At 59.6% G+C, this 13,091-nt stretch carries 12 protein-coding genes; 7 read left to right on the top strand and 5 right to left on the bottom strand.

Annotation, left to right across the window (positions count from 1 at the left end; genetic code table 11):
* Nucleotides 1–55: 55 nt before the first annotated feature.
* From HMPREF2879_RS04375 to HMPREF2879_RS04365, 3 genes are all read left to right on the top strand, one after another.
* On the top strand, nucleotides 56–1,708 hold the full coding sequence (locus HMPREF2879_RS04375; RefSeq protein ID WP_049347102.1) for a phosphatase PAP2 family protein: 1,653 nt from the start codon (nucleotides 56–58) through the stop codon (nucleotides 1,706–1,708).
* 167 nt (nucleotides 1,709–1,875) lie between these two features.
* Complete coding sequence (locus tag HMPREF2879_RS04370) at nucleotides 1,876–2,253, top strand: cupin domain-containing protein (protein ID WP_005504776.1); 378 nt, start codon at nucleotides 1,876–1,878, stop codon at nucleotides 2,251–2,253.
* A 265-nt stretch (nucleotides 2,254–2,518) separates the two neighbouring features.
* A complete protein-coding gene (locus HMPREF2879_RS04365; protein WP_070604049.1) occupies nucleotides 2,519–3,352 on the top strand; it encodes an oxidoreductase in 834 nt (277 codons plus the stop codon).
* 101 nt (nucleotides 3,353–3,453) lie between these two features.
* Here the strand turns inward: HMPREF2879_RS04365 and HMPREF2879_RS04360 are convergent, their stop codons facing one another.
* The 3 genes from HMPREF2879_RS04360 to HMPREF2879_RS04350 all read right to left on the bottom strand — a co-directional run bounded on the left by HMPREF2879_RS04360 (nucleotide 3,454) and on the right by HMPREF2879_RS04350 (nucleotide 6,041).
* On the bottom strand, nucleotides 3,454–4,233 hold the full coding sequence (locus HMPREF2879_RS04360) for an amino acid ABC transporter ATP-binding protein (RefSeq protein ID WP_070634888.1): 780 nt from the start codon (nucleotides 4,231–4,233) through the stop codon (nucleotides 3,454–3,456).
* Nucleotides 4,234–4,266: 33 nt separating this feature from the next.
* Nucleotides 4,267–5,070: an amino acid ABC transporter permease gene (locus tag HMPREF2879_RS04355; protein ID WP_070634887.1), complete on the bottom strand. Its 804-nt coding sequence runs from the start codon at nucleotides 5,068–5,070 to the stop codon at nucleotides 4,267–4,269.
* A 131-nt stretch (nucleotides 5,071–5,201) separates the two neighbouring features.
* The gene (locus HMPREF2879_RS04350; RefSeq protein WP_049349163.1) at nucleotides 5,202–6,041 is read right to left on the bottom strand and encodes an ABC transporter substrate-binding protein; all 840 of its coding nucleotides are present in this window, start codon (nucleotides 6,039–6,041) and stop codon (nucleotides 5,202–5,204) included.
* Between the two features lie 255 nt (nucleotides 6,042–6,296).
* Here HMPREF2879_RS04350 and HMPREF2879_RS04345 point away from each other — a divergent pair, with 255 nt between their 5' ends.
* From HMPREF2879_RS04345 to HMPREF2879_RS09185, 4 genes are all read left to right on the top strand, one after another.
* The gene (locus tag HMPREF2879_RS04345) at nucleotides 6,297–7,028 is read left to right on the top strand and encodes a demethylmenaquinone methyltransferase (RefSeq protein WP_070634886.1); all 732 of its coding nucleotides are present in this window, start codon (nucleotides 6,297–6,299) and stop codon (nucleotides 7,026–7,028) included.
* 72 nt (nucleotides 7,029–7,100) lie between these two features.
* Nucleotides 7,101–8,162 (top strand): polyprenyl synthetase family protein, encoded by a 1,062-nt coding sequence (locus HMPREF2879_RS04340; protein WP_070633751.1) that lies wholly within the window; start codon nucleotides 7,101–7,103, stop codon nucleotides 8,160–8,162.
* 380 nt (nucleotides 8,163–8,542) lie between these two features.
* A complete protein-coding gene (locus HMPREF2879_RS04335) occupies nucleotides 8,543–10,126 on the top strand; it encodes a sodium-dependent transporter (RefSeq protein WP_070634885.1) in 1,584 nt (527 codons plus the stop codon).
* An 8-nt stretch (nucleotides 10,127–10,134) separates the two neighbouring features.
* Entirely contained in the window at nucleotides 10,135–10,278 is a 144-nt protein-coding gene (locus tag HMPREF2879_RS09185; RefSeq protein ID WP_083309631.1) for a methionine/alanine import family NSS transporter small subunit, read from the top strand.
* A gap of 104 nt (nucleotides 10,279–10,382) precedes the next feature.
* On the opposite strand, the gene rarD is transcribed toward HMPREF2879_RS09185, so the two are convergent.
* Nucleotides 10,383–11,408 carry an EamA family transporter RarD gene (rarD, locus tag HMPREF2879_RS04330; protein WP_049360815.1) on the bottom strand — a complete coding sequence of 342 codons (1,026 nt, stop codon included), beginning with the start codon at nucleotides 11,406–11,408 and terminating at the stop codon, nucleotides 10,383–10,385.
* Between the two features lie 189 nt (nucleotides 11,409–11,597).
* Entirely contained in the window at nucleotides 11,598–12,902 is a 1,305-nt protein-coding gene (locus tag HMPREF2879_RS04325) for a DUF6882 domain-containing protein (protein ID WP_070634884.1), read from the bottom strand.
* Between the last annotated feature and the right edge of the window lie 189 nt (nucleotides 12,903–13,091).

Below are 13,091 nucleotides of genomic sequence, written 5' to 3'. Positions count from 1 at the left end.
ATCGGCGGGCTCGGGTATGGCTAACAGACATGAGGGCGAGAAGGTACGAAGGGTTATGAAGAAGACACCGCAAGCGAATACATCAGGTTCGGGAAACTCCGGTTGGGAGAGCTCCGAAAACCTCGACGCTACCAGTGTGCTTCACCCCGATGACGTGCGTGCAGCCGCTGCCGATAACGCGCCCACTACGGTGTTTTCCTCTGATGAGACTGCGGTTCTCTCCGATTATCAGGACCCGACTGCGGTGCTTTCTGATTATCAGGACGCTACCCAGGTGCTCGCCTCCCACGAGACGGCTACCCCTGCTACTGCGCACAGTGATGACCGCACGAAAGTTTTGACGGATTACGGTTCCTCGCCGGCTAACAAAACTGCGCCTGCAGGTTCCATGAATACCGGTTCCGCGAACGCTGAATCGGCGAATACCGAAGTTATTTCTTCGCACCCCGACACCTCAGAGGTTATTGGTGCGACCCGTCCTTTGCCGCGCGTTTACCGTGCCCCCATTAAGATTCCTGAGACGATTCCCTCGCCGCAGGAACGCGCCTCTCAGGGGAACTACAGCGCGGATGAACCGATGCAGGCTACGCGCCGTCTGGATCCGCCGAAGCCTTCGGTGAGCGGTTTCCCGCTGAATAATCAGATGGGTACCCCCCAAATGGGTGCCTCCCCAATGGGCGCCCAGCAACCGCTTCCCACGCGTGCGATGCCTCCGCAGCCGGTGGCTTATCCTCCTGAGGCGTATCCTGCCGCCGCCTACCCGAACGGTGCGTATGTTCAGACCGGTCAGGTTCCCGTGGATGCTTCGGGCCGCCCGGTGAATCGTCCCGGCGAAGAGCAGGGGCACCATCTTCCGAGTACCGGTATTTTGATGCGTCACGTGATGGCGTTGCTGTTCTTGGGTCTGTCTCTCTACGGTGCGTTTGTGTTCTTCATTTACACGGCGACCGGCCAGCAGGTTGATGAGCAGGCGTACACCGAGTATGCGCATCAGTTCAAGAGTTACCGCGGTCCGACCCTGACTGCGCTGGATTCTTTGCCCACGATTGTCGGCGTGATTGCGGTGCTGGGTCTGATTGCGGTGCTGATTTGGAAGCACCGGTTCCTGCCCTCGCTGATTGGCGTGCTAGTTGGGGCTGCGGCGGTGACGAGTACATATCTGCTCAAGCACTACCTGATTGTGAAGCCCGACCTGGGTGTTCAGGAGGCGCTGAGCAACTCGGCGCCCAGTGGCCACACGACCTTCGCGGCGGCGGCTGGCGCGGCGCTCTTCCTAGCGGCGCCTCGTTTCTTGCGGCCCACGGTGGCTCTCTGCGCGGCGGTGGCGACCTGCCTGACGGGTGCCTCCACGATTATTAACGGTTGGCACCGCCCGGCGGATGTGGTGACCGCTATTCTGGTCACCGCCATCTGGACGGTCGTGGGTATGGGCGTGTTGCGTTATGTGCGTCCGGCAGATTTTGCGGTGCCGGCGCGTGGCGGTTTGGTGCTGGTGCCGTTGATGACGATTGCGACGCTGTTCCTGTCGTTCTGCGCGGTCATCCTGTATCTGATTGCGATTTTTGCGCCGATTCCCGGTGGTGCGTTTACCGCGGCGACCTGCATGATTATTGCGGTGAGCTTTGGTACGACGGCGTTGATGGTGAACCTGTTGCGTCCGCGTAATAGTAATCGCTCCGCCTATTCGAAGGTGTGGAGCTACCAGTAAGTATTGTTCCCCTCTCTGCGCGGGATGTTTCAGCTTGATGTGAGCTGAGATATTGTCCGGGTGCGGGGAGGGGAATACAATATAAGAAATTTAGTATTTTTAATACCAATATTAGAGAGGGGGTGTGTGCCCCCTTTCACTCACCCCTGAAGAGAAAGGTGCGTACCATGGCAGGTACCCATGAAGGCCGCGTCCTCGTATTCCCCCAGCTCACCGAAGCGCTGACCCCCTTTGAAGATAAGCCCCAGGCCCGCAAGATCGTTGATGCCGACGGCGGCAACCTGACCCTCATGGAACTGGCTGCAGGCCAGTCTTGGCACGAGCACCACAGCGTCCACCCCGTCTTCGTGCAGGTGCTCAAGGGTGAAGTTATCTTCCACGTGAAGGACCGCGATATTACCCTGGTACCCGGCAAGCCGATTCACGTGACCGCCAAGCTGCTGCACTCCCTGCGCGCCGTGAAGGACTCCACCCTGCTAGTGACCATGCTGACCGGCGAATCGCACCCCGAACCCAAGGTCAATATTGACGTCGAAGAGGTCTAATCCCCGACCTCTAAACCCCTGACCCCAAAACCCCCGACCTCAAAACATTAGCTCGCCGCCGCATCTGCACAGGATGCCGCGGCGAGCTTTTTCTCTGTCTTCCTGCCCTCACATATGCCGGTGAGAATACCCTCAGGCTACGCCCTGAGCTTTCTGCACGCCGGTTCACCCCGCGTGAGCGTACCCTGAAAGTACCCGCCCGCTAATATGCCCGCTACCACTGCAGGGAACAACCCGAAAGGGGAGCAACCCGAAAGGATACGCAATGCCCAAGTCACTGCAACGCCCCGTTGTTCTTCTCACCGGCGCCAGCTCCGGTATCGGCTACGACGTGGCGCCGCTACTGGTGCGCTACGGCTACACCGTCTACGGTGCTGCCCGCCGCGTTGAGAAGATTGAAGAGCTCGCCTCCGAGGGCGTGAAAGCGCTGAGCATGGACGTTACCGATGAGGCATCCATGGAAGCCGCCGTACAGCAGGTCATTGACGCAGAAGGCCGCATTGACGTGCTCATCAACAACGCTGGCTACGGATTCTACGGCGCTATTGAAGATGTCCCCATCGACGAGGCGCGCCGCCAGTTCGAGGTGAACCTTTTCGGCCTGGCACGCCTCACCCAGCTGGTGCTGCCGCATATGCGCGCACAGGGTCGCGGGCGCATCCTGAACATCTCCTCGATGGCGGGGCGCATTACCATGCCCCTGGGAGCCTGGTACCACGCCACCAAGTACGCCCTCGAGGCGTTCAGCGATGCTCTGCGCATGGAAGTTGAAGAGTTCGGCATTGACGTGGTCATTATCGAGCCCGGCGGCATTAAGACCCCCTGGGGACTCATCGCGGCAGACCACCTGGAGGAATCCTCCCGAAACGGTGTCTACGCTGAGCAGGCGCAGCGTGTTGCGGCAAATATGCGTAGGCTCTACTCGCCATCCTCCAACCTCTCAGAGCCCAAAGTAATCTCTAGGACCATTCTGCGAGCCCTGGAGGCGCGCCGCCCCAAGACCCGCTACCTGGTAGGTTTCGGTGCTAAGCCCTCCGTGTTCCTGCATACCGTGCTGCCCGACCGTCTCTTTGACAAGGTTGCGCGCCGTATCTTCTAGAACCGAAATAGCCGCGAACTAGAGCATTAAAAAGCGGGCGGTGCTGCGCGAAACAGAATGTTTCGTACAGCACCGCCCGCTACGTTTTTCAAGAGCTAGTACTAGTCTACTACGGCGTGGGTCGGATCGAGCACGCGCGCCAAGAAAGCCTGAGTACGTTCGTGCTGGGGGTTGCCAATCACCTGATCGGCGGGACCCTCCTCCACGACCACGCCATCGGCCATGAAGACGACCTTATCGGCGACCTCGCGGGCGAACGCCATCTCGTGAGTCACCACGATCATGGTCATGCCCTCGTCAGCAAGGTTGCGCATAATGCTCAGAACCTCGCCGACCATCTCCGGGTCGAGTGCACTGGTCGGCTCATCGAAGAGCATCAGGTCCGGGTTCATGGACAGCGCACGCGCAATAGCCACACGCTGCTGCTGACCACCGGACAGCTGAGCCGGGAAGCGGTCTTCCTTGCCCTCCAGACCAACCTTCGCCAGCTGCTCGCGGGCAACCGCCTCCGCCTCAGCCTTGGAACGGCCCAGAACCTTAATCTGAGCAATCGTGCAGTTATCCAGAATGTTCAGGTGGCCGAACAGGTTGAACTGCTGGAACACCATACCCATGTGGGTACGCACGCGGTTAATGTCTACGTCCGGGTCGGTGACCTCGGTATCGCCCACCATGATGGTGCCGTCGTTCGGCTCCTCCAGCAGGTTCACGCAACGCAGCAGGGTGGACTTACCGGAACCCGAAGGGCCAATAAGGCACACGACCTCGCCCGGCTCGACCTGCATGTCAATGCCCTTGAGAACCTGAACCTTGCCGTAGGACTTGTGCAGGTTAGAAATGCGCACCGAGGAGGCGGCCATGGATGAAGTTGAAGCAGTCATAGTATCTTCCGTAATCCGTATCTGTCGTTGCGCTTACTTGCGGCCCGCAAGCTGGGTGCGGCGCTCAAAGTATGCGGAGAGCTGGCCCAGCGGAACAGTGATAATCAGGTAGCACAGACCCGCAACCACCAGGGGAGTCAGGCCCGCGTTAGCGGCGGTCAGGCCCTCACGACCGAACTTCGCCAGCTCGTACTGCGAGACGGTCACGCCCAGCAGGTACACGAGGGAGGAGTCCTTGGTCAGCAAGATAACCTCGTTGGTCAGCGGGGGCAGAACCACGCGGAACGCCTGGGGAATAATGATCGAAATCATCGCGCGAGTGTGGGACATACCCAGGGAGCGTGCCGCCTCCATCTGGCCCTTCGGGATCGCCTGCAGGCCCGCGCGCAGAACCTCACTAATGTAAGCAGCCGAAACCATACCCAGGGACAGGGTCACCGGAATCAGGTTATCCACGAAGCGGATCTTGAACGCCAGAGGAATACCGTAACCGAACGCGAAGAAGACCAGCAGCGCCGGGATACCGCGGAAAAGCTCCACGTACAGGGTCGCAATCCAACGGTAGGGGGCGATGGAGGAAATACGCATGAGTGCCAGCAGCAAACCGCCGGAGAGGCCCACGATGAAGCCCAAGGTGGTGTACAGCAGGGTGTTCTTCAACGCCACGGTGATGACGTCGGGGAACTGCTGAGCCGCAACGTCCAGGTTGAATACCTGCTGGCTGAGGGTCTTCCAGTCAGCCAAAAGAATGGTTGCCAGAGCGATAACTGCCAGAAGGGCGTACTGTGCGTAGCGGAAGAGCTTCTGCTTCTGACGGGGTGAGAGTTTAGAGGACATGCGCTTTCTTATCCGTGTGCTGTTCGGTCAAGAGCGTTTTATACGCTCACAAGGGTAGAGGCCGGAGAATCCCCCAACCCAAAAGTAATAAGGTACTCCTGAATTGGGGGAGAGGCTAACCGGCTAGATGCTTAGGAAGCGGAGGAAGAGGCGCTCGCGGAGGTGGAGGAAGTGGCACCAACCCACTTGGCCTTCATCTTGTCGAGCTCGCCGTTTTCCTTGAGCTTGGCGATGGTGGCGTTTGCCTTGGTCAGTAGTGCCTTGTTGTTGGAGGAAACTGCTGCGGCAATCTGCTCGGTGTTCTCGGAATCCTGGTAGGCGATCTTGAAGGAGTCCGGATCATTGGTCAGTGCCTCGGATACCACGGAGAGGTTCGCTGCGACTGCCTTGACCTGACCGGTCTTCAGAGCGGAGAACATGAGGGAGGTGTCTTCGTACTGGATGACCTCTGCACCGTTTTCCTTGGCGTAGGTTTCACCGCTGGTTGCCTGCTGCGCACCAACGCTCACGCCCTTCAGGTCTGCGGCAGAGGTGATGGAGGAACCCTTGGGAACCAGGATTGCCAGGTTGTCGTCGAAGTAGACGGTGGTGAATTCCATCTTGCTCTTACGTTCATCGGTCACGCCGATACCCGCCAGGGCGATATCGCACTGACCGGTAGCCAGGCCGGTACCGGAGTCTAGGCCCTCGAAGCTAATGGAGGTCAGCTGAGCCTTCACGCCCAGGTCGGAGGCGATAGCGTTGGCGATGTCTGCATCCAGACCGACAATGGTGCCGTTTTCTTCGTATTCGAAGGGCTTGTAGGGGGTGTTGGTGCAGACGCTGAGGGTGCCGGACTTGACGAGGCTGACCTCGCCGTTGGCGTCAGAGTTCTCGTTGGCGGTGGAGACGCAGCCGGTCAGGGCCAGAGGTAGCACTGCCAGTAGTGCGAGGGGCTTAAGGGATGCCTTCTTGAGGATTGCGGTGTTCATTGGGATGCTCCTGTGTGGGGTGTGCTCTATGAAATCTATGGTCTATTGTGCGCGCCTATGTTAAAAAATGCAAGTATATACATAAATATTCATAAATTTTTGCTGAATATGAATAATTTACACCCCCAAAAACTGAATAAAACCCCGAATTAGCGACTCGAAAACCACTTCAGAACGCACCTTAACGCACCGTGCGACACTACTACGGTTTACCCAACTATCGAATCTAGTAACCTCCATGCCACAATTGAGAGCGTGAACGCAGAGAAGAACACCCGCGCAACCCGCGCAACCCTAGACAAGAAAACCGGCGATATTGCCGCCATGTTTGATACCGTCGCTGAACGCTACGACCTCATGAACGGCATCCTCTCCCTCGGCCAGCACATCTACTGGCGTAAGCAGGCAGTCGCCGCCGTAGACGCGCACCCCGGCCAGAAAGTACTGGACGTAGCCGCAGGTACCGGCGTCTCCTCCGAACCCTTCGCCGACGCCGGCGTGGACGTCATCGCAGCAGACCTCTCCGAAGGCATGCTCGACGTGGGTCGCCGCCGCCGCCCCGACATGACCTTCGTGCAGGCAGACGTCACCGCCCTACCCTTTGACGACGAAACCTTCGACGCAGTGACCATGTCCTACGGTCTGCGCAACGTCGCCAACTACCCCAAGGCACTGAGTGAAATCTACCGCGTACTCAAGCCCGGCGGACGCATCGTCGTCCTGGAGTTCTCCACCCCGACCTTCGCCCCCTTCGGCGCGGTCTACAAGAACTACATCATGAAGGCAATCCCGCCGATTGCCCGCGCAATCTCCTCCAACCCCGAATCCTACGAATACCTCGCCGAGTCCATCATCACCTGGCCTAACCAGCAGAAACTGGCGCAGAAGTTCAAGGAGGCGGGCTTCACCTCCGTGCAGTACCGCAACCTCACCGGCGGCATCGTAGCCATTCACCGCGGTTTCAAGCCTGAAGCACACAACGCATAGACACCGCGTTCACACACCACCGAAGACACTAACACCACTGAAGACACCAACACCAAGAAGATAGAAGACACCGTGAGCAACGCAGAGCAGCCCATTGCCGCAACCGACCTGCTGGGAGACCTCGACCTGAAACTGCCCGCAGGCTTTGAACTCATCGCCGCTGACCCCAAGCTGGGTCCGCAGATTCTCTCCTCGCTCGCACGTATTGAGGAGCGCCTGGCAGAAGCCATCGCACAGACTGACCACCTGGCGGATGTCGCCTCCCGCCACCTGCTCTCCGCTGGTGGTAAGCGCGTCCGCCCCCTGCTGGCGCTGCTCTGCGCAGCCGTAGACGGCGAAATCAACGATGACGTCATCGAAGCTGCCGTGGTCGTTGAGCTGACCCACCTGGCAACCCTCTACCACGACGACGTGATGGACGACGCCCCCAAGCGCCGCGGCGTGGACAGCGCCCAGATGATTTGGGGCAACTCCGTCGCAATTCTGACCGGCGACCTGATCTTCTCCCGCGCATCCCTGCTGGTGTCCGAGCTGGGCACCCGCCCCATGAAGATTCAGTCCCAGACCTTTGAGCGTCTGGTGCTCGGTCAGCTCTTTGAGACCACCGGCCCCCGCGAGGGTCAGGACCTGCTCGACCACTACATCGCGGTCATTGAGGGTAAGACCGGTTCCCTGATTGCCGCAGCTGGCGAGTACGGCTCCCTGCTTTCGGGCGCTTCCGAAGATGTTATCTCCATGGTCAAGGCGTACGGTGAGCTGGTGGGCGTGGCGTTCCAGCTGGCTGACGACGTGATTGACATTGTGAGCGACGGTAAGACCAGCGGTAAGACCCGCGGCACCGACCTGCGCGAGGGCGTGCCGACCCTGCCGACCATCCTGCTGGACCGTGCGGTAGCTGCCGGCGACGAATCTGCTATCAAGGTTCGTGCACTGCTGGATGCCGACCTCAGCTCCGACGAGGCTCTGGAGACCGCTGTGGAGGCGCTCGCCGCCCACCCGGTCACCCAGGAAGCATGGCAGATCGCCTACGATTGGGCGGACCGTGCAATCGCCGCGATTGCTCCGCTGCCCGAGTCCACCGCGAAGGCTGCGCTGGAGTCCTTCGCTCACGCTGTGGTTCACCGCGAAGGCTAAAACCCGCCGTGTAGCGTGTACCCGAGTCTAACGACTTCCGGGTGTCTCATACTTCAAAACCCCCGCTGAATCTGCCCGGATTCGGCGGGGGTTTTCTGCGTTATGACTAGTCGGCGCCGATTTTAGGGGTGCTTTGGGGCTCCTCTTACCCTCCGAAAGCTTCCGCATGCTGGGGTCTTCTTGACCGGCCCCTACCTTTAAGGTAAACCTTATAGGCATGTCCGAGGTGCACATCCACCCCTCCGGCGCTTGACGGCTCCCACACCCAACCCGTGTTGGAGAGCCATTTACTATTTCTGGACGCGAGCAGAGCCCAACCACTCCGACGGGTTATTCTCGCACCAACCATCCGCGTCCCCACACATTCGAGGTTTACAACTATGGGAGCATCTACCCCTAAGGCGCCCACGAAGCGCGAAGGCTTCTCCAGCCGTCGCGTCTTCATCTTTGCCGCCATCGGTTCTGCTGTTGGCCTGGGCAATATTTGGCGTTTCCCCTACATCGCATTTGATAACGGCGGCGGCGCCTTCATGATTCCCTACATTGTCGCCCTGCTGACCGCTGGTCTGACCTTCCTTTTCTTTGACTACGCTATCGGTCACCGTGCGCGTGCGTCTTCCCCGCTAGCTTTCCGCCGTCTGAACCGTAAGACCGAGTTCATCGGCTGGTGGCACATGGGTATTAACTTCGTCATCGCTATCTACTATGCCGCTATTGTGGCGTGGTCGCTGCGTTACATGGTTTTCTCCTTCACCAATGAGTGGGGCGATAACCCGAAGGCGTTCTTCAATGGCGAGTTCCTGAAGGTCGCAGAAACCCCCGGTGTCTCCCTGGACTTCAACATGAACGTCCTGATCCCCATGGTTCTCGTGTGGGGCGTCCTGCTTGCTGTGATGGCTCTGGGCGTTCAGAAGGGTGTGGGTGCAGCCAATATCATCTTTATCCCGCTGCTGCTGGTCATGTTTGTTGGTCTGGTGATTTACTCGCTGACCCTGCCCGGTGCGGCCGATGGTCTGAATGCTCTGTTCACCCCTAGCTGGGACTCCCTGGCTAACCCGGATGTGTGGGTTGCTGCCTACGGTCAGATTTTCTACTCCCTGTCCATTGGCTTCGGTATTATGATTACCTACTCCTCCTACCTGAAGCCTAAGACTGACCTGACCGGTTCCGGTGCTGTGGTTGGTTTCGCGAACTCCGGTTTTGAGCTTCTGGCGGGTATCGGTGTGTTCGCTGCTCTGGGCTTTATGGCTCAGGCTGCTGGCACCCAGGTGAGCGAGGTTGCAACCAGCGGTATTGGCCTGGCGTTCATTGCGTTCCCGACCATTATTTCTCAGGCTCCCGGCGGCGTGCTGATCGGTATCCTCTTCTTTGGCTCCCTGCTCTTTGCTGGTTTCACCTCCCTCATTTCGATTCTTGAGGTGATTATCGCTGGTATTCAGGATAAGTTCGCCACCTCGCGTCTTGCCTCCACCGCCCTGGTGATTATTCCGGTCGCCGTGATTTCGCTGCTGCTGATGCCGACCACCACCGGCCTGTACGTGCTCGATATTCTCGATAACTTCGTGAACCTCTTCGGTATTCTGGCCGCCGGCCTGTGCGCCATCATCGTCGTGGCGTACGTGGTGCGTGCGCTGCCCGCCCTGGCCGAGCACCTGAACCGTTACTCCTCCATCAAGGTTGGTAAGATCTGGATGGTTCTGCTGGCCGTCGTGACCCCGCTGATTCTGGGTTACTCTCTGATTCAGAGCGTTATCAAGCTGATTGCGACCCCGTATGAGGGTTACCCCGCGGATCTGCTGGCGATTTTCGGTTGGGGTATGAGCGCACTGCTTCTGGTTGGTGCGATCGTTGTTTCTCTTCTGCCCTGGTCGAAGAAGTCTCGTGCGGCTGAAGAGCCGCCGGCACCTCCGGTGATTTCCGGTCAGGTGGAGCACGGCCACGTCGATACGACCATTACCCGTTAGGAGCCCTCATGTCTATCTCTGCAATTGTGATGCTGATTGTGGCCATCCTGATTATCTGGGGTGGCCTGGGCCTGGCGATGCTGAACCTGCACCGTCATCCGGATCTGGATGCTCTCGATGATGCTGCTGAAGCTCAGGGTTCTGAGCTTTAGCGTGTGAACGCGACATAAAGTGATGCCCCACTGGCATTAGCCAGCGGGGCATCACTGTGTTTTATGCGGGTATTTGCTGAGCAGAACGAGCTAGCTTGAGAGAGCTACTTGTTCTTGGGTCGCTGGGTTTGTTCCTGCTCTTCGAGAATAATCTGCACGTCCTCGGCCTGCACATTGTCGGTGCTGACCAGCGGAATCATACCGGTTTCCGGATCGGACAGCGCGGAGGGGCGGTAGGAGCGGGAGGCGCGCAACGCATCCACGGTGAAGATGATGAGAGCAACCCAGATGAGGCTCAGGCCCAGCACCTTATCGGGGCTCATGTGCTCGTGCAACACGGTGATGGCAAGAATGAACTGGATGGTCGGACCCAGGTACTGCACCATACCGATAACCGAGAGCGGCAGCGCCTTGGTTGCCGCGGCGAAGAGCATAAGCGGCACAACGGTGACCACGCCGGTGGAAGCGAGAAGCCAGAAGTGACCGGCACCCTCGCTGAGGAGGGTCATCTGACCCTGCGCGTTGAGTACGAAGAGGGCGGCAACGCCGAAGGGTGCCAGGATCAGCGTTTCGAGGGAGAGCGAAACGATGGGGCTCACCTCGTGAGCGATACGTGCCTTGAGCAGGCCGTAGATGCCGAAGGAGAACGCCACGCCCAGACCGGTCCAGGGTACCTGACCGTAGATGAGGCTCATCATCAGCACGGCAAGGCACGAGATTGCCACGGACACCCACTGTGCGGCGCGCAGTCGCTCCTGCAGGAAAATCACGCCCAACACCACGGAGACCAGCGGGTTAATGAAGTAGCCCAGGGACACGTCAATCGTGTGGCCGGTCGTTGTCGCCACCACGTAGATGAGCCAATTCGCGCAGATAAGGAACGATGCCGCCGTCAGTACCAGCATGATGCGGCGGTCCTTGAGGGCGCGGCGGAAGTCCGCGGTTGCCCGCACAATCGGTAGTAGCAGGGCGCAGAAAATGAGAGAGAAGACCACTCGCGCCACCACAATCTCAATCGGTCCTGCTGGCGCCATCAGCACAAAATACAGGGGGAGCAGACCCCAAATGATGTAGGTGCCGATGATGGTGATAAACCCGTTGCGGGTGGTGTGCTTCTGCGTTTCTGACATGGTTTCGTCTGACCTGATTCTTCGGTTACGTTCTTCTAAGCTATTCATCGGGATGCGCCAGCTGGGTACCCACACAGGTTTCGATGCGCGCACACTACTGTACCCGATACGGGGTGCAGCATACGCTAGGGACGCCGCAGGCGCGGTACCACGAGGATACCGCGCCTGACGGAGTGTTGTGTATTCGGTTTAGAGGCCGAAGAAGCGGGAGAAGAATCCCTTCTTTTTGGGCTCGGGCTTCTGCTGCTCTTCCTCGCGGCGCTCCTCGAAGTGCTGACGCTCGTACTCTTCGTGAGCGGCTTCTTCGTGCTCGGCGGGCAGGTCGGGGGCGTCGCCGGCGTTGTGAATCGGCTCCACGTACTCGGCGATTTCTTCTTCGGTGTACTCGCCCTGTGCCTCGTAAGCTTCGGGCTCCTCGGCGTGCTGCTCTGCCGGTGCCTGCTCGGCGGGAGCCTCGTGAGTTTCAACGTGCTGCTCGTCCTCGGCACCAATCGAGGCGTCGGTGTAGACGCGGGCCTGCTCGGGCTCGTGCTCCTCGACGGGCTGTTCCGCCGGGGCGGGCTGAGCCTCGGCGGCAGGTGCCTCGTAAGCTTCGGCGGCAGGTGCCTCGTAGGTTTCAGCAACCGGTGCGTGCTCCGCAATCTCGACGGCGCGCTCGGCCTCGGCACGGGCGGCGGCGCGCTCGGCGGCCTCCTGCTCGCGCTGGGCGCTCTGAGCGGCGGCCTCGGCTGCGGCGATGCGCTCAATCTCGGTACGGGCGGCTGCGAGCGACTCGCGACGCTGGGCAGCGGCGGCGGCGCACTGCTCCAGAACCTCGGGGCCAACCTGCGGCTCGGCCTCCTCAATACCGCTGATGCGACCGTCGTCGAACCACAGGCGCAGTGCACCGTCGGTTGCGGTCAGCACGGCGGTTGCCTCGGTATCCCAGGCAATGTGGAAGCCGCGCTGCTGGGCGTAGGAATCCACCGCCAGAACCTGGTTGTGAATCTCTTCGCTCTGCAGGGTCTTGGCGATAACACGGCCGATGCCCTTGTAGGTGGGGGCCTCGAGGGTCAGCTCGTGACCCTCCAGCAGAGTCCACGCGCGCACACCGGCACCGGCGGGCAGCGGGTAGTGGGCGTAGAGACCGCTCAGGGTCTTGGCCGCCAGGGTGAGCCGGCGGGCCAGGGACTCCGAGAGGGGAAGCTCATCGGTGGTCAGCTCGACCAGGCCGTCGCGCTCGCCAGCTTCGCGGGCCTGAATGGCCGCGGAAACCACGGAGTCGGGGAAGTAGCCCAGCTGCTGCCAGGACCAAATCCAGGTGCCGCGGTTTTCGGATTCGGTGCCCAGCAGGTGCGGCTTGAGCGAGAGCGGGGGAACGGTCTCAAAGTCCAGGGACTGAGAAGTGAAGTCCACGTTCCACTCGGAGGTACCCACGAGCTCGGCGAGTCGAGCCTGGTACTCGGTGGAGATAAAAATCGATGCGTCGATAAGATCCTGCAGAGAATTCGTCATGCTTCAAGATTATCAACCTTTTAGCGTTCACTATGCCGTGTATCCCCGGTTTTAGTGTGTGCTTTAGGCGTATTGGGCTCTAAGGCGCCTGTTTGAGCCGTATCCAAGAGCTCTGAGGGAGAGGTAGAGCATATATCTTTCGGCGTAAACTATCTGCGTTGAGTGCCTGTGTTCGTTAGAATCGAAGGG

Source organism: Rothia sp. HMSC069C04 (assembly GCF_001812895.1).
GTDB lineage: Bacteria > Actinomycetota > Actinomycetes > Actinomycetales > Micrococcaceae > Rothia.
Note: the sequence above shows the minus strand (reverse complement) of the source record. Positions and strands in the feature narration are given on the sequence as shown.

Bases quoted from the DNA above. Each gene is read 5' to 3' on its own strand.
- HMPREF2879_RS09185 (WP_083309631.1), top strand. From the start codon at position 10,135: ATGTCTATCTCTGCAATTGTGATGCTGATTGTGGCCATCCTGATTATC.
- HMPREF2879_RS04325 (WP_070634884.1), bottom strand. From the start codon at position 12,902: ATGACGAATTCTCTGCAGGATCTTATCGACGCATCGATTTTTATCTCC.
- rarD (WP_049360815.1), bottom strand. From the start codon at position 11,408: ATGTCAGAAACGCAGAAGCACACCACCCGCAACGGGTTTATCACCATC.
- HMPREF2879_RS04335 (WP_070634885.1), top strand. From the start codon at position 8,543: ATGGGAGCATCTACCCCTAAGGCGCCCACGAAGCGCGAAGGCTTCTCC.
- HMPREF2879_RS04375 (WP_049347102.1), top strand. From the start codon at position 56: ATGAAGAAGACACCGCAAGCGAATACATCAGGTTCGGGAAACTCCGGT.
- HMPREF2879_RS04355 (WP_070634887.1), bottom strand. From the start codon at position 5,070: ATGTCCTCTAAACTCTCACCCCGTCAGAAGCAGAAGCTCTTCCGCTAC.
- HMPREF2879_RS04370 (WP_005504776.1), top strand. From the start codon at position 1,876: ATGGCAGGTACCCATGAAGGCCGCGTCCTCGTATTCCCCCAGCTCACC.
- HMPREF2879_RS04365 (WP_070604049.1), top strand. From the start codon at position 2,519: ATGCCCAAGTCACTGCAACGCCCCGTTGTTCTTCTCACCGGCGCCAGC.
- HMPREF2879_RS04360 (WP_070634888.1), bottom strand. From the start codon at position 4,233: ATGACTGCTTCAACTTCATCCATGGCCGCCTCCTCGGTGCGCATTTCT.
- HMPREF2879_RS04350 (WP_049349163.1), bottom strand. From the start codon at position 6,041: ATGAACACCGCAATCCTCAAGAAGGCATCCCTTAAGCCCCTCGCACTA.